At 68.0% G+C, this 19497-nt stretch carries 19 protein-coding genes; 15 read left to right on the forward strand and 4 right to left on the reverse strand.

Translation table 11 applies throughout. From position 1 onward, the window contains the following. Positions 1 to 19 precede the first annotated feature (19 nt). The 5 genes from HYZ11_17830 to HYZ11_17850 all read left to right on the forward strand — a co-directional run bounded on the left by HYZ11_17830 (position 20) and on the right by HYZ11_17850 (position 5407). Positions 20 to 880: a polysaccharide deacetylase gene (locus tag HYZ11_17830; protein MBI3129472.1), complete on the forward strand. Its 861-nt coding sequence runs from the start codon at positions 20 to 22 to the stop codon at positions 878 to 880. Between the two features lie 216 nt (positions 881 to 1096). Beyond that, entirely contained in the window at positions 1097 to 2440 is a 1344-nt protein-coding gene (locus tag HYZ11_17835) for an extracellular solute-binding protein (GenBank protein MBI3129473.1), read from the forward strand. Positions 2441 to 2566: 126 nt separating this feature from the next. Continuing rightward, positions 2567 to 3598, forward strand: coding sequence for an ABC transporter ATP-binding protein (locus HYZ11_17840; GenBank protein MBI3129474.1), 1032 nt, complete (start codon positions 2567 to 2569; stop codon positions 3596 to 3598). 101 nt (positions 3599 to 3699) lie between these two features. After that, on the forward strand, positions 3700 to 4548 hold the full coding sequence (locus HYZ11_17845) for a sugar ABC transporter permease (GenBank protein MBI3129475.1): 849 nt from the start codon (positions 3700 to 3702) through the stop codon (positions 4546 to 4548). Position 4549: 1 nt separating this feature from the next. Next, a complete protein-coding gene (locus tag HYZ11_17850; protein MBI3129476.1) occupies positions 4550 to 5407 on the forward strand; it encodes a carbohydrate ABC transporter permease in 858 nt (285 codons plus the stop codon). A gap of 111 nt (positions 5408 to 5518) precedes the next feature. Here the strand turns inward: HYZ11_17850 and HYZ11_17855 are convergent, their stop codons facing one another. The 3 genes from HYZ11_17855 to HYZ11_17865 form a co-directional block, all read right to left on the reverse strand. Then, positions 5519 to 6700 carry a hypothetical protein gene (locus HYZ11_17855; protein ID MBI3129477.1) on the reverse strand — a complete coding sequence of 394 codons (1182 nt, stop codon included), beginning with the start codon at positions 6698 to 6700 and terminating at the stop codon, positions 5519 to 5521. A gap of 590 nt (positions 6701 to 7290) precedes the next feature. Then, a complete protein-coding gene (locus tag HYZ11_17860) occupies positions 7291 to 8259 on the reverse strand; it encodes a Na+-dependent transporter (protein MBI3129478.1) in 969 nt (322 codons plus the stop codon). Positions 8260 to 8289: 30 nt separating this feature from the next. Then, positions 8290 to 9165 (reverse strand): NAD(P)-dependent oxidoreductase, encoded by an 876-nt coding sequence (locus HYZ11_17865; GenBank protein MBI3129479.1) that lies wholly within the window; start codon positions 9163 to 9165, stop codon positions 8290 to 8292. Positions 9166 to 9387: 222 nt separating this feature from the next. Between HYZ11_17865 and HYZ11_17870 the strand changes: the two genes are divergently transcribed. From HYZ11_17870 to HYZ11_17895, 6 genes are all read left to right on the forward strand, one after another. Beyond that, positions 9388 to 10461, forward strand: a complete 1074-nt coding sequence (locus HYZ11_17870; protein ID MBI3129480.1) for a hypothetical protein — start codon at positions 9388 to 9390, stop codon at positions 10459 to 10461. Positions 10462 to 10463: 2 nt separating this feature from the next. Then, positions 10464 to 10877: a DUF2203 domain-containing protein gene (locus tag HYZ11_17875; GenBank protein ID MBI3129481.1), complete on the forward strand. Its 414-nt coding sequence runs from the start codon at positions 10464 to 10466 to the stop codon at positions 10875 to 10877. 139 nt (positions 10878 to 11016) lie between these two features. Further along, positions 11017 to 12636 carry a phosphoenolpyruvate carboxykinase (ATP) gene (pckA, locus tag HYZ11_17880; protein ID MBI3129482.1) on the forward strand — a complete coding sequence of 540 codons (1620 nt, stop codon included), beginning with the start codon at positions 11017 to 11019 and terminating at the stop codon, positions 12634 to 12636. A 33-nt stretch (positions 12637 to 12669) separates the two neighbouring features. Then, a complete protein-coding gene (locus HYZ11_17885; GenBank protein ID MBI3129483.1) occupies positions 12670 to 12864 on the forward strand; it encodes a tautomerase family protein in 195 nt (64 codons plus the stop codon). Between the two features lie 188 nt (positions 12865 to 13052). Beyond that, positions 13053 to 13904 (forward strand): carbon-nitrogen hydrolase family protein, encoded by an 852-nt coding sequence (locus tag HYZ11_17890; GenBank protein ID MBI3129484.1) that lies wholly within the window; start codon positions 13053 to 13055, stop codon positions 13902 to 13904. 257 nt (positions 13905 to 14161) lie between these two features. Further along, positions 14162 to 14665 carry a hypothetical protein gene (locus tag HYZ11_17895; protein MBI3129485.1) on the forward strand — a complete coding sequence of 168 codons (504 nt, stop codon included), beginning with the start codon at positions 14162 to 14164 and terminating at the stop codon, positions 14663 to 14665. A 187-nt stretch (positions 14666 to 14852) separates the two neighbouring features. On the opposite strand, the gene HYZ11_17900 is transcribed toward HYZ11_17895, so the two are convergent. After that, complete coding sequence (locus tag HYZ11_17900; GenBank protein ID MBI3129486.1) at positions 14853 to 15689, reverse strand: SUMF1/EgtB/PvdO family nonheme iron enzyme; 837 nt, start codon at positions 15687 to 15689, stop codon at positions 14853 to 14855. Positions 15690 to 15786: 97 nt separating this feature from the next. On the opposite strand from HYZ11_17900, the gene HYZ11_17905 reads away from it, so the two are divergent. The 4 genes from HYZ11_17905 to HYZ11_17920 all read left to right on the forward strand — a co-directional run bounded on the left by HYZ11_17905 (position 15787) and on the right by HYZ11_17920 (position 19494). Then, positions 15787 to 16314 (forward strand): LEA type 2 family protein, encoded by a 528-nt coding sequence (locus HYZ11_17905; protein MBI3129487.1) that lies wholly within the window; start codon positions 15787 to 15789, stop codon positions 16312 to 16314. 12 nt (positions 16315 to 16326) lie between these two features. Then, positions 16327 to 16956 (forward strand): NIPSNAP family protein, encoded by a 630-nt coding sequence (locus HYZ11_17910; GenBank protein MBI3129488.1) that lies wholly within the window; start codon positions 16327 to 16329, stop codon positions 16954 to 16956. A 187-nt stretch (positions 16957 to 17143) separates the two neighbouring features. Then, positions 17144 to 18382, forward strand: a complete 1239-nt coding sequence (locus tag HYZ11_17915; protein MBI3129489.1) for a response regulator — start codon at positions 17144 to 17146, stop codon at positions 18380 to 18382. Further along, entirely contained in the window at positions 18379 to 19494 is a 1116-nt protein-coding gene (locus HYZ11_17920; protein MBI3129490.1) for a response regulator, read from the forward strand. The genes HYZ11_17915 and HYZ11_17920 overlap by 4 nt, the downstream gene beginning before the upstream one ends. Positions 19495 to 19497: the final 3 nt, after the last annotated feature.

The following is a 19497-nucleotide window of genomic DNA, read 5'->3' on the forward strand; positions in this document are numbered from 1 at the left end:
CCGGACCGAGAGGAGAACCATGCAAAAGATCCGCTGGAAGAACGGGGCCCGGTGCGCCGTGTGCCTCACCTTCGACGTGGACGGCGAGAGCCTCTGGATCGCGCGCGACCCCTCCCTGGCGCACCGCCCGATCCACGCCTCGATGGGGGCGTACGGGCCCAAGGTAGGGGTGCCCCGCATCCTCGCCCTGCTGAAGAAATACGGCCTCCCCGGCACCTTCTACGTGCCGAGCTGGACGGCGGAGCGCTGGCCGAAGATGACGGAGTCCATCCTCCGCGCCGATCACGAGATCGGCCACCACGGCCACCTGCACGAGAAGCCCTACCTCCTCGCCGACCGGGAGCGGGAAGAGGAGCTGCTGGTGAAGGCCCTGGAGATCCTTGAGCGCTTCATGGGCCGCAGGCCCGTGGGCTCGCGCACCCCCTCCTGCGACCCCAGCGCCCACACCATGGAGCTGCTCAAGAAGCACGGCCTCATGTACCACTCGAACCTGATGGACGACGACTGGCCCTATTACCATCCTTGCGGCCTCATCGAGCTTCCCACCAAATGGTCCCTCGACGACTTCATCTTCTTCGGCTACAGCGGCAACCCGCCCTTCGGGCACGGCATCCGGGACGCCGAGTCGGTCTATTCCATCTGGGTGGAGGAGTTCGAGGGGACCTACGAGGAGGGCGGCTACATCAACTTCATGTGCCATCCCCAGGCCATCGGGCAGCGCCACCGGATGCGGATGCTGGAGCGCCTCGTGCGCCACATGCTGGACAAGGGGGACGTCTGGTTCGCCTCCCAGGCCGAGGTGGCGCGGCACTGGGCGGGCCAGTCCAAGCCGGCCGCCCGGCCCGCGGCGAAGCCCGGAAAACCGCGCAAGAAACGGTAGCCGGGGGCCGCCTCCGGCCGATTTGACGGGACCGGGCGCCGGGTATACTGTCATCCAATCTCATCCAGTTCCTGGGAGGCCGCCGGACCAAGTCTTGTTTCCGGACGCAGCGGCGGGACACCCGCCTCCGCTCCGCGAAGAGGATGTAACGCCTGCGCCGCGGCCTTCGGCCCAAGGCGGAACAGGCGAGGCAACGGGGAAAAAGGAGGGATTCCGATGGCAAGCCGAAATGTCAGCAGGCGGCAGTTGCTCAAGGCGGCGGGCGCCGCGGCGGCCGCGACCGGCATCGGGGCGAACATCATCATCCCGGGGCGGGCGCGTGCGGCGTCGAAGAAGCTCCGGATCCTGCAGTGGGTCCACTTCGTGCCCCCCTACGACACATGGTTCAACAAGAAGTTCGCCGTGGAGTGGGGGAAGAAGAACGACACCGAGGTGACGGTGGACAACATCGGCGTCGCGGGCATCAACGCCCGGGCCGCCGCCGAGGTCTCGGCCCAGAAGGGCCACGACCTGTTCCTCTTCAACTGGCCGCCCCCGACCTTCGAGGAGCAGACCGTCGACCTCAAGGACGTCTACACCGAGCTCGAGGGGAAGGCCGGGAAACCCATCGACCTGGCGGTCAAGAGCACCTACAACCCCAAGACCAAGAAGTACTTCGCTTTCTCGCCGTCCTTCACCCCCGACCCGGTGAACTACCGGCAGGACCTGTTCGGGAAGGTCGGCATGCCCAACGGCCCCAAGACCTGGGACGACGTTCGCAAGGCCGGCGCCCGGCTCAAGAAGGAGCACAACAACCCGATCGGCATCGGCCTCGCCAACGAGATCGACACCGGCATGGCCATGCGCACCATCATGTACGCCTTCGGCGCCCACGAGCAGGACGCGAACGGCAACCTCACCCTCAACTCCAAGAACACGCTCGAAGCCCTCAAGTTCGTCAAGGCGCTCTACCAGGAGGCCATGACGGCCGAGGTGTTCACCTGGGACGCCGCCTCCAACAACCGGGCCATGATCGCGGGCAAGGTTTCGCTGGCCCTCAACGCCATCTCCATCACCCGGACGGCGGAGAAAGACCGCCCCGAGATCTCGAAGCTCATCCAGCTCACCAAGGCCCTCCAGGGGCCGACGCGGGCCATCGGGCTCGAGCACGTCATGCAGTGCTACGTCGTGTGGAAGTTCGCCCAGAACATCGACGGCGCCAAGAAGTTCCTCGTCGACTACACGACCGGCTTCCGGGACGCCTTCGTGGCGGGCGAGTTCTACGACTTCCCCTGCTTCCCCAAGACGGTGCCCGACCTCACGAAGCTCATCTCGAACGATCCCAAGGCCCACCCGCCCGACAAGTACAAGGTGCTCGACGACGTGCTCAACTGGGCCACGAACGTGGGCTACCCGGGCTACTCCACCGCCGCCATCGACGAGCTCTTCGGCACCTGGGTCCTCAACGTCATGTTCGCGAAGACCGCCGCCGGCAAGGCCACGCCCGAGCAGGCGCTCAAGGAGGCGGACGCCGCCGCCAAGCGAATCTTCGCCAAGTGGAAGCAGAAGGGTCTCATCTGACGCGAAGCGCGACGCATCGGTCACCGTAGCTCTCACCGCGGGGAGGCCCTGGGGCTCCAGGGCCTCCCCGCCTGTTGAACGCCCGCCGGACGCGCCCATGCCGGCGCGGCCCACATCGGGAACGACATGGCTATCGTTGAAACGCAGGACGTCATCAAACTTTTCGGCGACGTGAAAGCCGTGGACGGCGTGAGCCTCGCGACCCGCGAGAGCGAGTTCCTCGTCATGCTCGGCCCCTCGGGCTGCGGAAAGACGACTCTCCTCCGCATGATCGCCGGGCTCGAGCAGCCCAGCTCGGGCGACATCGTCATCGGAGGGCAGGTCGTCACCGCCCTCCCCCCCCGCGCCCGGAAGATCGCCATGGTCTTCCAGAGCTACGCGCTCTATCCCCACATGACCGTCGCCAAGAACATCGCCTTCCCCCTGAAGGCGCAGGGCATGGCGAGGGATGAGCGGCAGAAGCGCGTGGAGCGCTCCGCCTCGATGCTCGGCATCGGCCACCTGCTGCACCGCAAGCCCCGCGAGCTCTCGGGCGGGGAGCGCCAGCGGGTGGCCCTCGCCCGGGCCCTGGTCCGGGAGCCGGCCGTCTTCCTCCTGGACGAGCCGCTCTCCAACCTCGACGCCAAGCTCAGGACCTCGGCCCGCGACGAGCTGCAGCAGTTCCAGCGCCAGGTGGCCACCACCACCATCTACGTCACCCACGATCAGGTGGAAGCCATGGGGCTGGGCCACCGCATCGCCGTGATGAGCGGCGGCAAGGTGCGCCAGCTCGGCACCCCCCAGGAGGTCTACCACGACCCGGCCGACACCTTCGTGGCCGCCTTCCTGGGCTCGCCCCCCATGAACCTCATCGAGACGCCGGGCTACATCCTGGGCTTCCGGCCCGAGAATTTCCTGCCGAAGGAGGTCTTCGGCGCGAACGGGGCACTCCTGAACATCCCCTGCCGCGTCACGAGGCTCGAGTACCTGGGCTCGGACCGGCTGGTCTACGGCACGACGGAGGGGAAGTTCGAGGGTCACCGCGTCATCTCCAAGCTCCCCTCCAACATCTCGGCGCCCATCCAGACCGGCGAGCGGCACGAGTTCGCCACGCCCGAGGGAGACCTCAAGTTCTTCGATCCCCGCACCGGCCTGAAGGCCGCGCCGCGGGCCCTGTGAGGCGGGCCATGGCGACCCTGGAGCGCGGCCTGGAAACCCGCCAAGCCCCGCCCAGGCCGGCGGGGGGCTTCCTCGACCGGCCGGAATGGCTGGGGCCGCTGATGATCGGCCCGGCGGTGCTCTTCATCGTCCTGGTGGTGGGCATCCCCTTCCTCCTGGCCCTCTTCTACAGCGTCAGCGACATCTCGATGGGCGACCGCACGATGCGTTTCGTGGGGCTCCGCAACTTCATCGCCATCTGGGGCACCACGAACTTCCAGACGGCCATCTGGAACACCTTCGTCTTCGCCATCGTCTCCCAGATCCTCGTCATCGTGCTGGGCACCGCCCTGGCGCTGGCGCTGCTGCGCGACTTCCGGGGGAAGTGGCTCATCCGCTTCCTCCTCCTCCTCCCCTGGGTGGCCCCCATCTCGCTCGGCACCATCGGGTGGCTCTGGATCTTCGACTCGACCTACAGCGTCCTCAACTGGACCCTGGAGACCCTCCGCTTCATCTCCCCCAACGACTGGTACATGTGGCTCGGCATCCCCCACCTGGCCATGGGCTCGGTCATCGCCGTGCACGTCTGGCGCATCCTGCCCTTGGCCACCGTCATCCTCCTGGCCGGGCTGAGCTCCATCCCGCACGACATCCACGACGCCGCCCGGGTGGACGGGGCCGGCTACTGGCGCCACCTGTTCGAGATCACCGTCCCCCTCATCCGGCCCATCATGCTGGTGGCTGGGCTCTTCGGGCTCGTGTTCGCCTTCACCGACATGATCGTGATCTTCGTCCTGACCCGGGGCGGCCCCTACGACACCACCCAGGTGCTGGCGACCCTGGCCTTCTTCACCGGCATCCAGGGAGGGGACATCGCCGAGGGCGCCGCGATCGCGCTCTTCCTGTTCCCCATGCTGCTGGCCGTGGCCATCGGGTTCCTGCGGGTGGCGCGGCGCACGGAGGTGGTCTGAGATGGCCGCGGCGGAGAAGACACTCAGGGGCCGGGCGGCGCGGGGGGGGCACTACGGCGTCATCGCCCTCTTCACCATTTTCAGCGCGTTCCCGTTCTACTGGATGCTGATCACCACCTTCAAGAGCACCCCCGACCTCCTCAAGCGGGGGAACAATCCCTTCATCCTGAACGAGGCGCCCACCCTCGAGCACCTGAAGGTGCTCTTCTACGACACCCTCTACGGCCAGTGGCTGTGGAACACGTTCTTCGTGGGAGCGATCGTGGTGGCCATCACCCTGGTCCTGGCCGTCCCGGCCGGGTACGCCCTGGCGCGGATGATGGGCCCGGCCGGCGAGAAGCTGGGCATCGCGATCTTCCTGACCTATCTCGTGCCCCCCACCCTGCTCTTCATCCCGATGTCGCGAATCATCGGCGACCTGGGGCTCCAGGATTCGCTCTGGTCCCTGGTGCTGGTCTACCCCTCCTTCACCATCCCCTTCTCCACCTGGCTGCTGATGGGCTTCTTCAAGGCCATCCCCAAGGACCTGGAAGAAGCCGCCATGATCGACGGCCTGAGCCGCTTCGGCGCCTTCGTGAAGGTGGTCATCCCCATCTCGGTGGCGGGCATCCTGACGACCGTCATCTTCACCTTGACCCTCGTCATGCAGGAGTTCGTCTACGCCGTCACCTTCATCACCGCGGCCCGGAACTTCACCGTGAGCGTGGGGGTGCCCACCTTCCTGGTGCACGGGGACGTCTACTTCTGGGGCTCCCTGATGGCCGGGTGCTTCATCTCGAGCGTCCCCGTCGCCCTCCTCTACAACTTCTTCGTGGACCGCTTCATCGCCGGCTTCACCATGGGGGCGGTGAAGGGGTGAGGTGAAAACCCCCCGGCGGCCATTTGCGTCCGTAGGGGCGGGTGTCAAACCCGCCCTGCAGAATCGTCTGGCCAAACCCGCGAGGGGAGCTTTTTCCCCTCCATGTCCCCCCTACCCCCCGTACTCCAGGATGTGCATCCCGGCGCCGTTGCGGTCGATGAGGTAGAGGAGGCCCCGCTCGTCCTTGCCGATGTCGTTCGACTGGACCACGGCCTTGCCGAAGTTGCACTCCGGCACGTAATGCCCCACCTCCCGGGGGTGGAAGGGGTCCGACACGTCCACCGCCCTGAGCCCCGCGTTGAAGTAGGTGAGGAACACGAGGTTCGCCCAGGGGCCCTTGGCCGGGATGTCCTCCAGGATGTTGTGGGCGCCGTAGCGCTGGCCCCGGCTGAGGAAGCGCTCCCGGTCCGGCATGAAGGTCGCCACCGGCAGTGGCTTCGTCTCCTCCCGGATGTCCATCACCCACATGAACTGGCTGTCCGGGAAGTTCTGGCGGTCCCGGCCCTCGTCCGTCACCACGGCGTAGGGCATGTCCCCGATGGGCCACACCGTATGGGTCGAGCCCTGGAAGGGGGGCGCCCAGGTGAGCTGGCTCACGAACCTGGGGCGGGCGAGGTCCGTCACGTCCGAGATGACCATCCCGCCCCCCCAGTAGCCGCAGTACATCCGGTTCCCCCGGATGGCCGGGGGCCCGTGGGCCTGCCACGCCCGGTCCGGGTGGTCCGGCTCCTTCCAGGGGAGGTTTTGCTTCAGGTCCATGGCCGGGGGGCCCCAGATGCTCACCACCTCGGGCTTCAGGGGGTCGCGGATGTCCACCGTCCAGATCACCCGGTTGCGCCAGCCCTCGGCCGCGTTCGGAAAAAAGGCGAGCTTTTTCTCGTTGTCCACCCCGAAGCGGTGGGGGCCGTTCCCCGGCAGGGGATAGAAGCCCACCTCCTTGATGTCGGCGGGCTTGCGGATGTCGTAGATGTGGATGCCCGCCCGGGCCCGCTTCCCCTCCTCGGTCTTCAGGCACTCGGCGTTCACGTAGAGGAGGTCCTCCCCCACGATGCGCACCTTGTGCATGTGCACCCCCGGGGGCGCCTTCACCTCCAGGATGGTGCGGGGCTTGCGGGGGTCCGACACGTCGTGCACCGTGAAGCCCTCCGGGCCATCGTAGCCCGAGGTCCCCACCGCCCCCACGTAGGCGAAGCCCTTTTTCACCTCGACCAGGCTCCCCCCGCCCCACGCCGCCTTGGGATCATGCCCCAGCAGCTTGAAATTCCTGGACTCCGCCGGATCGCCGACCGCCATGCCGCGCCCCTTTTCGATGGTGGATGGAATGAGGACCCGACGCTACCGGGCGGCCGCGGGGGTGTCAAGGAATGGGGGCCTCGCGCGCGCGTAAAAAAATGCCTGAATAAGCCTGAACATCCCTGAATATCCCGTAATATCCCTGAAGCCTCTCCTCCCTCCCGCACGCCCCGCATGGACCGGCCGTGACAACCCATCCCCCCTTTATCGGGGAAGTACCCGGTATTAGCGGCAACTATCCGGTATTCCCGCAACTATCCGGTACGCCTTCGCTGAGTGCCCGTGGGACACACCTTCCCCTTACGCCGGGCGCACCCGCCCGCCCAAGCCCCGGCCCCTGGGGCCGGATCGGGAATGTAGGGCTTGCCGGGGGAAAGCCGGTTACCGCAAATGACAGCAATTTCGTGCAGGTTCGTGCACAGAGCGGAAATCGGCGGAATTAGGAAAAAGGCCCTGTTTCTACGGCATCATTCCGGGCGCCGTGCGCGCCACCTGGAATTCAAAACTGCGCTCGCGGGCGAGGGATTCACTCCCTGCTCAGGGCTCAGGCCGCCTCCTGGTCCTGAAGTCCGGTTCCATGTCCTCCAGGATTACTTTAGCCGGCGCACAAGCGGCTGAAGCAGCAGGGGCGATAGATAGATGGGGAAGTAGGCAAAGGCGAAATAGAGCCAAGCGAGGTCGGGCAAGGCCCCGCCGGCCGCCGCCAGCATCAGCCCCACGTTGCGCTGCGCGGCCATGAACCCGAGGGTAAGGGCGCGCTCCCCGCCCGTGGACGCGAAGAGGAGGGCGGTCAGGCAAAGCACCACAAAGAACACCGCGAAGGCGAGCGCGGCGATGCCGATTGTGAACATGGGCGCGCCGAGAAAGCGGGGGGCGACTCCTTCCATGACGGGTACGATGAAGACGAAAAGGACGAGAATGTTCAAGCCGTCGATCCCATCCTCATGCCGCTCGATGGCGGGGAGACCCGCGATCCGGCGCATGGTGAAGCCGACAAGAGCGGAGCCCGCGAGGATCGCGAACAACTTAAACCCGAGTGCCAATGGAGAGAGTGTGAGCGCGGGCCCCATGAAGACATGGGCGAACAAGATCGCCGTAAGAGGCAACAGCGCCGTGCTCGCTACCATGGCACAGAGCACAAGCGTGGCATCCAGCCCCATCATGGCGGCGAACGCCGGGGCCGCCATCAGGGGCGGGGCAATCGCCTGCAGCACGAGGGCGAGGAAGAGATCGGGCGACCGATCTTTGAGGCCGAGCGCCAGATAGCCGGTGCCAAACAAGATTGGGATCGCCAAGGATGTCCATGCCGTTGCCGCGAGCACGATCGCGGGGCGTCCTACGTAGATTCGAAACGCGGCGGCGTCCACGCGAAGGAAGGCAATGCACAACAGCGCGAAAACCGCCTCGGTGACGAACGGCTTGAGAAAGGAGCCGATCGATGGCGTGGCGATGCCGATGACGACGAGCGCGGCGACGGCGCGCGTACCTTGCCGGCCGAGCCACGACAAAACCGCCACGGGCGCGGCAAGAACGAACCTGCCAAGGACTTCCATGGTCATCTCTCGGTATTCGAAATCCGGGATGAACCCCTACCCCGCCTTCCCCTCGTACACCTCGACGACGCGGATGGCGTCGTCCTTGTCCCAGCCGGCGGCCTGGGCCTTGAGGAACATCTCGCGCGCGGCGGGCACCACCCGGAGCTCGAAGCCGCGCTCGCGGGCGAGCTCGATGGCCATGCCCATGTCCTTGACGAAGATCTCGACCGCGCCCTGGGGGGCGAAGTCGCGCTTGAGGATGCGCGGCCCGGCCACCTCGAGGAGGTTCCCGCCCACGGTGCCCGCGCGGAGCACCTCCAGGATGATCTCGTCGGGCACCCCCGAGCGCTGGGCGAGGAGCATGGACTCGGAGAGGAGGGCGATGCCGGCGTTCACGAAGAGGTTGGTGGCGAGCTTCATGGTGGCGCCGGTGCCGCTCGCCCCGGTGTAGACGGTCTTGCGCCCCAGGGGCTCGATGACGGGCCGCACCCGCTCGAAGACCTCGCGCCTGCCCCCCGCCATGAAGGCCAGGGTGCGCTGGTGCACCTGGTCCACCGAGCCCGAGACGGGGGCGTCCAGCATCTCGACGCCGCGCGCGGCGAGCTTCCCGGCCAGGCCCTCGGACCAGGTGGGGTACATGGTGCTCATCTCGACGTGGATGAGGCCGCGCTTGCCCGCGGCGGCGACCCCCTTGGGGCCTATCGTGTTCTCCTCGATGTGCCCGGGCTTGAGGAGCATGGTGAAGGTGATGTCGGAGCGCTCGGCCACCTCCCGGGCGGAGGCGCAGGGCGCGCCCCCCGCCTCCTCGAGCTGGCGCATCCTCTCCGGGTCGATGTCGTAGCCGCAGACGGTGTGGCCGTCCTGCATCAGGTTGCGGGTCAGGGGGGTGCCCATCTTGCCGAGGCCGATGAACCCGAGGCGCTCGCCCATGCGTGGCTCCTTGTCGTGTTTCGCACCGATAGATGAACGATGCCTTCATGTACGTAGGGGCAGGCCCCCGTGCCTGCCCCGCCCGCGCACCTGCCCTTCGGAAGGGCGGCCACGGGGGGCCGCCCCTACGCGCGGTGTGCCCCTCCCCGCCCTTTCCGCCCGCGCCCGGAAGCCATAGAATGACGTGGCAAGCCCGCCCTCCGGCCACTGGAGGCTCTCTACGTGCCCGAGACTCCTCTCCTTGCCCGACATGAAAAAGCCGGCGCCCGCCTCGCGGAGGAGGCCGGCTGGCGGATGCCCCGCGATTTCGGGGACCCTGAAGCCGAGCACCGCGCCTGCCGGGAAGGGGCCATTGTGATGGACCTCTCCCACTGGGGCAAGCTCGCCTTCTCGGGACCGGACGCCGTCCCCTTCCTCCACGGGATGCTCACGAACGGCGTCCAGGACCTGAAGGCGGGCGAGGGGGTCTACGCCGCCTTCCTCACCCGGCAGGGCAAGTTCGTCTCGGACCTCCACCTCTACCGCCGGGCGGAGGACCTGCTGGCCCTCGTCCCGCCGGGGATGAGCGGTCCCCTCGCCGGGGCGCTCGACCACTTCATCATCATGGATCAGGTGGAGGTGGCGGAGCGGACCGAGGCGCTCTGCGCCCTGGGCCTCTTCGGCCCCGGAGCGCCGGACATCGCGGCCCGGGCGGGGCTCCCCTGGCCCGAGGGAGGCGAGCACCGTCACGTGGTGAGGGACGAGATCATGGCCGCGCGGGAGCTCTGGACGGGGGAGGAGGGCTGCATCCTCCTCGTCCCCCGCGACCTGGCCGGGGGCGCCTGGGAGCGGCTCGCCTCGGCGGGGGCGCGCCCGGCGGGGCTCGGGGCCTTCGAGACGCTCACCCTGGAGGCGGGGGTGCCCCTGTTCGGAAAGGACATGGGCCCCGAGGTCAACCCCATGCAGGCGGGCCTCGAGACCCGCGCCCTCGACTTCCAGAAGGGCTGCTACATCGGCCAGGAGGTCATCGCCAAGATCAAGTACCTGGGCCAGGTGAACCGGGGGCTCGCGGGCATCCGCCTGGAGGGGGAAGAGGCGCCCCCCGCCGGGGCGGCCGTGCTCAAGGAGGGCGAGGAAGCGGGCGAGGTGACACGCGCCGCGCTCTCTCCCTCCCTCGGGAGGGGCATCGCCCTCGCCTATCTCCACCGCAAGGCGATGGAGCCGGGCACGGAGGTCCGGGTGCGCTGGGAGGGGGGCGAGGCGCGCGGCCGGGTGGCAGCCCTCCCCTTCTACCGGCGGGACGGCGGAAGGAGCTAGGGGTGGCCGCCCAGCGGGTCTTCACGCTGGAGGAGGCGCGGGCCCTCGTCCCCGCGCTCCGGCCCCGGCTCCAGGAGATGGCCCGCCTGCGGGAGCGCCTCCTCCCCTTCCGGGTGGAGATGAAGGCCCTCACCGAGGGCTCCCAGCGGGGCGGGGGCACGTTCCCGGGCGCGGGGGAGTATCTGCGCCACATTCAATCCCTTAACACCTATCTAGAGTTCCTTCGCCGGACGGGCGTAATTCTCAAGGACCTGTCCGCGGGGCTGGTGGACTTCCCTACCCTGCGGGAGGGCCGGCTCGTCTACCTCTGCTGGCGGATGGAGGAGGAAACCGTCGCCCACTGGCACGAGATCGAGACCGGTTTCGCGGGAAGGAAGCCCATCGAGGACCCGCTCGCGAGGCCCCCCGAAAGTTGACCCCCGCATCCTCTTGGGGGCATATTGCTCCCGCTTCGGGGAACACTGTGCCCTCCCGGCGTCCCGGCGCATAATCCCGGCATGGCCTTCCCGCCGGGCGAAGCTCCGCTCGAACTTCAATGGAGGAACGCGAATGGCTATGGCCGCGCGAGGAGAACAATCCCAGGCCTCGCTCGCCGGTGAGACCTGCGGCACCGAGAGGATCGGCCTCAAGAACCTCGGCCGCGTGCACCGCAACCTGCCCATGCCGAGCCTGGTGGAGGCGGCCGTGGCGCGCGGCGAGGGCTACCTCGCCCCCAACGGCGCCCTGGTGGTGCACACCGGCAAGTTCTCCGGGCGCTCCCCCAAGGACAAGTTCACCGTGGACCAGGAGCCCTCGAACAAGAACATCTGGTGGGGGCCGATCAACCAGAAGATCTCGGCGGAGAACTGGGAGAAGGTCCGCGAGAAGGTCTTCAGCTACATGCAGCGCCGCGACGTCTTCATCTTCGACGGCTTCGTGGGCGCCGACCACCGCTACAGGCTGCCCGTCCGCGTCATCTGCGAGCAGGCCTGGCATGCCCTCTTCTGCCACACTCTTTTCATCCGGCCCACGCCCGAGGAACTCCGCGAGCACGAGCCCAAGTTCACCGTCATCACCGCCGGCCGCTTCCTGGGAGCGGGCCCGGCCGAGGGACTCCGCCAGGAGAACTTCACCCTGGTGAACTTCGAGAAGGGGATGGGCCTGGTCGGTGGCTCCGAGTACGCCGGAGAGATGAAGAAGTCCGCCTTCTTCATCATGAACTACCTGCTTCCCATCCAGGGCGTCTTCCCCATGCACTGCTCCGCCAACATGGGGCACGACGGCAAGACGGCCCTCTTCTTCGGCCTCTCGGGCACGGGCAAGACCACCCTCTCGGCCGACCCGAAGCGCCGCCTCATCGGGGACGACGAGCACGGCTGGACCGACCAGGGCGTCTTCAACTTCGAGGGCGGCTGCTACGCCAAGACCATCAACCTGTCGCGGGAGAAGGAGCCCCAGATCTGGGACGCCATCCGCTTCGGCTCGGTGCTCGAGAACGTGGTCGTCCATCCGGACACCCGGGAGATCGACTTCGACGACGGCTCCATCACCGAGAACACCCGCGCCACCTACCCCACCACCTTCATCGACAACTGCGTCCTCTCGGGGATGGGCGGCCACCCGGAGAACGTGTTCTTCCTGACCTACGACTCCTTCGGGGTGCTGCCCCCCATCAGCAAGCTGACGCCCGAGCAGGCCGTCTACCACTTCCTCTCGGGCTACACGGCCAAGGTGGCGGGCACCGAGGCGGGCGTCATCCTGCCCGAGGCCACCTTCAGCACCTGCTTCGGCGCGCCCTTCATGGCCCTCCACCCGGCCCAGTACGGGGAGCTGCTGAAGGAGAAGATATCCAAGCACAAGGCGCAGGTGTGGCTTGTGAACACGGGCTGCGTCGGCGGCCTGGCCGGCGACGTGCCCCGCGTCCCCCTCAAGCACACCCGGGCGCTCCTCACCGCCGCGTCGGAGGGCAAGCTGGCCCAGGTGCCCACCCAGCACATCGCCGAGTTCGGCCTCCACGCGCCGGCGAGCTGCCCGGACGTGCCGGCCGAGCTCCTGAACCCCAAGATGATGTGGAAGGACGGGAAAAGGTACCAGGAGAAAGTGCGCGAGCTCGCGGGCGAGTTCCGCAAGAACTTCAAGCAGTTCGAGGACCGCGTGCCGGCCGGGGTCAAGGCGGCCGCCCCGAAGGAGTCCTAGCGGGGGATTCTCCCCATCCCGAAGGAGAGCCCAATGCCCGTCGTTCACATCAGCCTCATCAAGGGGCGCAGCAAGGAGGCGAAGAAGGCCATCGCGCAGGAGGTGACCGAATCCGTCCACAAGCACTCGGGCGCCCCCAAGGAGGCCATCACCGTCGTCTTCCACGACATCGACGGCGACTCCTGGGCGTCCGCCGGGGTGCTCTTCTCGGACCGGGTGAAGAAGTAGGAAGACGGCCCGTTGAGATTCCCTGCCGCGCCCGGTCCCTTACCCCCATCCGTAGGGGCGAACCTTGTGTTCGCCCAGGCGGGCGCTGGATCGGAGAGGGCGATGACAAGCATCGCCCCTACGGAATCCCGCCCCCGCTGATGGACGGCGATCCAGCATTGTTGCAAGGCCGCTGAGGATTATTCGAGATGCCCCAGAGCTTCCGCATCGCGCTCGTCCAGCCGATGAGCCACAGGCCGCCCGAGGATGAGAAGAACGTGGCGGACGCCGTCCGCTACGTCGAGCAGGCGGCCGCCCAGGGGGCGCAGTTCGTCGCCTTCCCGGAGAGCTACCCCGGCCCCTGGCGCATGCCCGCCCATTTCGACCCGACCGGGGCCCTGGTGGACGCGGCCAAGCGCTGCGGCGTCTACGTCCAGTACGGCACCCTCGAGCCCATCGACGAGAAGGCCCGGACGGCCCACAACCTGCTCATGCTCGCCCGCCCGGGCGGGGGCGCCCCCGGCAAGTACCGCCGCACCCATCCGCCCGGCCCCTGGATCTACACCGGCGGCGGCCTCTGGGAGTTCCAGTACGTCGCGGGCGACGAGTTCCCGGTCTTCGAGACCCCCTACGCCCAGGTGGGCCTCGCCATGTGCAGCGAGGTCTACATGCCCGAGGTGCCCCGCGCCCTCGCCCTGCGGGGGGCGGAGCTCATCTTCCTCCCGGGCGGGGCCGACAAGCGCAAGCTCTGGACGACCTGGCGCCAGCTCATCTGGGCCCGCGCCATCGAGAACCTGGCCATCGTGATCACCACCCAGAACCTCTTCGACGCCTCCGAGCGGGGGCTCGCCATGGTGGCCACGCCCGAGGAGGTCATTTTCGAGAGCACCAAGCCCGGCCTCTTCGTCGTGGACGTGGACCTCGATCGGGTGCGCGATCTGCGCGGCCAGCGCGACCAGGTGAGCTCCTCGCGGGAGAACGGCGCCAAGGCGGGCGTCCTGAGCCAGTGGCAGCGCCCCGAGATGTACGGGAAGTTCTTCCCCAGGGAGGCGGCGCGCTAGGGGCGAAGCCCCACCAGGTTGCTCACGAGGAACATCGTTTCCCGTCAGGCCTTGCCCCCTCTCCCTTTGGGAGAGGGTTGGGGTGAGGGAAACCTCGCCGCCGAATTCACCCTCACCCGGGGGGAGAGGGCGCGGACGGGCTTCCCCATTGAGCCACCTGTTCGGATTTCCCAGCCACATCCCGCCCTCCGCGATCCGTCCCGTCCACGGCGACGCGGCGCCGCCGAGGGCCCGCTTCGCCCTCAGAAGGTGACCGGATGTCTCGCGGCTACTTCTGGATTCTCTACGTCCACATCCTGGCCGCCAGCCTCTACACGGGGGCCGCGGCCTTCGTCTCGATCTTCCTGCCGATCCTGCGCCGGCGGCTGGAGCCCGGGGAGTTCGCGGGCGAGGTCGCGGCCATCATCCGCTTCTACCACCCCTTCATCCTGGTCTGCATGGGCGCCCTGATCCTCACCGGGGCCTGGTACCTGACCGGCCTCAAGACGGCCATGGGGGAGAGGTTTGTGCTCATCTTCGTCCCCCTGGGGCTCAAGCTCGCCACCGTGTTCCTCATGGTGATGGCCATGAGCTTCCAGTTCTTCGCCCTGGGGCTCCGCCTCACCCGGGGCACGGGCCCCGCCGGCAACGGCCGCCCCCTCGCGGCGGGGATCGAAGAGCGCCTGGCCGTCATCGGCGCCCTGGAGAAGACCAACCTCGTCAACCTCCTCCTCGGCCTCCTCGCCATCTTCTTCGGGCTCGTGCTGAACAAGGGGTTTTAGCAAGGCAGGGTCCCATCGCCGCGGAAGTCTGTAGGGGCAAATCTCGTATTCGCCCCTTCGGATTCCGCGCCACGATGGGGGGCGAACACAAGGTTCGCCCCTACAAACCTATTCGACGGCCGCATCCGTAGGGGCGAGGCATGCCTCGCCCCTACGGACGGCTTTCGCCTTCCAGCTGACGTGCGGGCTAGTTCACCGCCTCGTCCGCCCGCGCGCACCTAAAGCCGATGTAGGCGTGGCCGGTGGCCTGGCGCGGAGGGAAGACCACCTCGCGGCTGGTGGAGGTCAAGCCCTCCTCGTCGCTCCCGGCCATCCCGCCCCGGATGACGCGGGGCGCGTCGGCGGAGAGATCCTCCCGGCCGTCCCGTGGGTTGTAGGGATAGGGCCTGGCGAGGGAGCGGGTCCACTCCCACACCTGCCCCGCCATGTCGAGGACGCCGTAGGGGCTCGCCCCCTTGGGATGGCGCCCGACGGGCCCCGTTTCCCCCCGGAAGCCCAGGAAGGCCAGCTCCTTCGTGGGCTTCTGGTTCCCCCAGGGATAGAGGCGCCCGTCCGTGCCCCGGGCGGCCTTCTCCCATTCGGCCTCGCTGGGGAGCTTCTTGCCCGCCCAGGCGCAGTAGGCCACGGCGCCGTGCCAGGCGAGCTCCCCCGCCGGGTGATCGGCGAAGGCGGGCTCGGCCGCCCACACCCCATCCCTGAGGTGGATGCGGTTGTCCGGGTCCTCCAGGTCCAGGTACATCTCCCCCTTGGGGCCGGCCGGGCCCTTGGCCTGGATGAAGCGGGCGTACTCGCGCCAGGTCACCAGGTTGCGGTCGATGTGGAAGGCCGGCAGGTGCACCTCGTGGGCCGGGGCCTCCTCCTGGGGGCCGCCGTTACGGCCCATGAGGAAGGAGCCGGCCGGGATGAGGATCATCCCGCCCCGGGCGCCCGCCGGGGGGGCCGCCCCCTCCGCCGGGCCGGAACCCGCCAGCCATGCCGCGAGAAGAAGACCGGCCGCCGCCAGGCGCCGGGCGAAGGGATTCATGCGGAGCGTCCTCCCCAAGGGTTTGGGTCCACCGGCCGGACCGTGTAACATGGGCGGGAAACGCCGGACATTATACCGGGAACGGGGGATGGATCGGATGATCGAAAAGGGTACGGCCCCGCCGGTTCGGGCCCTCGGAGCGGCTCTCCTCGCCTTCTCCCTGGCGGGGTGCGGCGCCCTGATGGGCGAGCGCCCCGCGCTGGACGTCACCCTGGTGAACCTGGTGCCCCGGGAGATCTCCCCGCTCGAGCAGGTCATGGAGGTTTCGCTCCGCGTCCGCAACCCCAACAACTATCCCCTGGTCCTCACCGGCGCCCGCTTCGACCTCGACCTGAACGGCCGGCCCATCCTGCGCGGGCTGAGCAACCAGCGGGTGGAGGTGCCCCGCCTGGGGAGCGCCCTGATGCGGGCGGAGGGCTCGGCCTCCACCATCACCCTCCTCAACCAGATATTCGAGCTCAGCCCGGACCGCCCGATCCGCTACAAGCTGTCGGGCGTGGCCTTCACGGGCGGCGCGCTGGGGGCGGGCGCCATGCTGGGGGATTCCATCCCGTTCGAGAGCCTGGGCGAGCTCAACTTGCGCCCGCCGGCCGGCGGGCGCCCCCGCGAGAGCGGGAGGCCATGAGGAGACGCCCGAGTGCTCTATGAGGTCCGCGCCTACACCATCACGCCGGGGCACGTGGAGGAGGCCGTCGAGGACTTCGGCCGCATCATCGAGAGGCGCGTCCGGCTCTCGCCGCTGGTGGGGTTCTTCCAGTGCGCCATGGGGGAGATGAACCGCATCCTCCACATCTGGGAGTACGAGAGCACCGCCCACCGCGAGAGCGTGCGCGCCGAGACGCTGCGCCAGCCCTGGTGGCCCCCCCTCAAGCGCGAGCACATCCACAAGCAGGTCACCCGCCTCATGCGGCCCTCTTCCTGCCGGCCCCGGCCGCTGACGGGGGCGATGGGGGGCATCTATGTCATCCACAGCGATTTCCTCAAGACGGGCGCGTTCAAGGAGGCCGGGGAGGCCTGGAAGAAGCTCCTGCCGGAGCGCGAGCGGCTCTCGCCCCTGGCGGGGGCTTTCGGGAACCCGGCCGGGGAGTTCGAATCCGGAATCCTGAACGAATTCGTCCACATCTGGCCCTACCGAGATCTGGCCCACTGGGCCGAGGTGCGCGAGAGGGAGGCGGCCCTGCCCGGCTGGAGGGAGAGCCTCCATCCTTTTATCGTGAGCCAGACCGCCGAGGCCTGGCTCCCGGCGCCCTACTCGCCCATGCACTGAAAAATGCCTCAGAATGCGCGCAAAGCGCCCAAAAGAGAGTTCTTTCATTATTTTTCGGATGGCCGCTATTCCCAATTTTTCAAAATCGGAATAAATTGGGATGAAATTCGGACAATACTTGATTGAATAGAAAAACGCGGAAATACCGGTTTTTTTTGGTGGCCATGGCTCGGGGGCCCGCAACCCGATGGCGGTTTCGCCCAAACGAATCCTGCTGGTGGATGACGAGCCGGAGATCCTCCAGGTCCTGGGGGAAATCCTCTCCTCCATGGGTTACCAGGCCGAAACCGCGTCGAGCGGCGACGAGGCCCTGGCCAAGCTCACCTCCCAGATCGACCTCGTGCTCCTCGACGTGAGAATGCCGGGCATGGACGGCTACCAGGTGGTCCAGCGCATCCGGAAGACGCCCGCCACGCGCGACATCCCCATCATCATGGTGACCGCCCTGGGCAGCCGCGACGACCGCCTGAAGGCCGTGAAGGCGGGCGCCAACGACTTCATCCACAAGCCCGTGGACGCCATCGAGCTGAGGGTCCGGGCCGAGAGCCAGCTCCGGCTCAAGGAGTCCCTGGACGAGATCAAGCGCCAGCGGGCCGAGCTGCAGCGCTCCTACGCGGCCGAGAAGGAGCTGCTGGAGAAGACCCTCCAGGGCAGCGTCCGCGCCCTGGTGGACATCCTTGGTCTGGTGAGCCCCCTCGTGTTCAGCCGCGTCGGGCGCATCCGCCGGCTGGTGCGCCAGCTCTGCATGAACCTCGACCTCCCCAACGCCTGGCAGTACGAGTTCGCGGCCATGCTCTCCCAAGTGGGCTGGGTGGCGATTCCTCTCGAGGTGACCGAGAAGCATTTCACCGGCAAGCCCCTCTCCCCCGACGAGCAGAAGATGGTGGAGGGCCACACCGAGACCGCGGCGGTCCTCCTGGCCAAGATCCCCCGCCTGGGCTTCGCCGCGGAGATGATCCGCAACCAGCCCAAGTCCCACCTAAGGGAGTTCTACTCGGGCGACCTCAGGCTGCGGGACCCCGCGACCATCGGCTCGCTCATCCTGCGCGCCGTGGTGCATTACGACCTGCTCCTCTCCCAGGGCCTCGGCCACCGCGACGCCCTGACGGCGCTCCGGAGGGCCGAGGAGCGCAACGACCCGGCCATCCTGTCCGCCCTCCAGAGCATCATCGTGGACGAATCCGGGAACCCCATCGACCTGGAGCCCCGCAGGGTCAAGCTGTCCGACCTGGCGCCGGAGATGATCCTGGGCGAGGACCTCCTCTCGCGGGGGGAGCGCGGCATCCTCCTCGCCCGCAAGGGCCAGGAGGTCAGCCGCGCCCTGCTGGAGAAGCTGAAGAACGCCGTGGTCGCGGGCGACCAGCAGCGCCAGATCATGGTCCTCATCCCCCGTCCCGCCGAGGGGACACAGGCGGGCGGACAATGATCCCCCCCGGCGCCCCGCCCGTGGAATCCCCCAAGCGCATCCTCATCGTCGACGACGAGCTCGAGCACGTCCAGTTCCTGGAGCGCCACCTCCACGGCATGGGCCACCACATCGAGACCGCCCAGGACGGGTTCGAGGCGATGGCCCGGGTGAAGCTCGGGGTGGACCTCGTCCTCCTCGACGTGCGGATGCCGCGGATGGACGGCTTCGAGGTGGCCCGGCAGATCCGCGCGGACCCCGCCTTCCTGGACCTGCCCATCATCATGGTCACCGTCCTCGGCAACAAGGACGACCGCCTGCGCGCCGTCGAGGCCGGAGCCAACGACTTCATCTCGAAGCCCGTGGACCTGGTCGAGCTCCACGTCCGCACCCGCTCCCTCCTCAAGCTCAAGGAGGCGCGGGACCAGTTGCGCAGGCGCCATGACGAGCTCGAGATCGCCGTGACGGACCGCACCCGGAGCCTGCGGAGCGCGCTCGATGAGGTGGCCACGGCCCAGCGCGACACCTACGAGGCCCACCTCGAAACCATCCGCCGCCTGGCCGTGGTGGCCGAGTACAAGGACCCGGACACCGCCCAGCACATCCAGCGGGTGCGGGAATACGCCTTCCTCCTCGCGCAGGGCATGGGGCTTCCGCCCGGCGAGGTGGAGATGATCCAGCACGCCGCCCCCATGCACGACGTGGGCAAGATCATCGTCCCCGAGACCATCCTCCTCAAGCCCGAGAAGCTGACGCACGAGGAGTGGAAAGTCATGCAACAGCATACGGTGGCGGGGGGCAGCATCCTGGGCGGCTCGAGCTCGAAGCTCCTCCAGATGGGGGAGATCATCGCCCTCTCCCACCACGAGAAGTGGGACGGCAGCGGCTACCCCAAGGGCATCTCCGAGAGGGACATACCGGCGGCGGGCCGCATCATCGCCGTGGCCGACGTCTTCGACGCCCTCACCAGCGAGCGGCCCTACAAGAAGGCGTACTCGTTCCAGGAGACCCTGGACATCATGCAGGCCGAGGCGGACGTGCACTTCGACCCGGCCGTCCTGGGGATATTCGTGCGCCACAGGCACACGGTGAAGGGAATGCTGAACCAGTACCGGAGCACGAGCGGGAGCTGACCC

The sequence above is a fragment of the Candidatus Tectomicrobia bacterium genome (genome assembly GCA_016192135.1).
GTDB lineage: Bacteria > UBA8248 > UBA8248 > UBA8248 > UBA8248 > 2-12-FULL-69-37.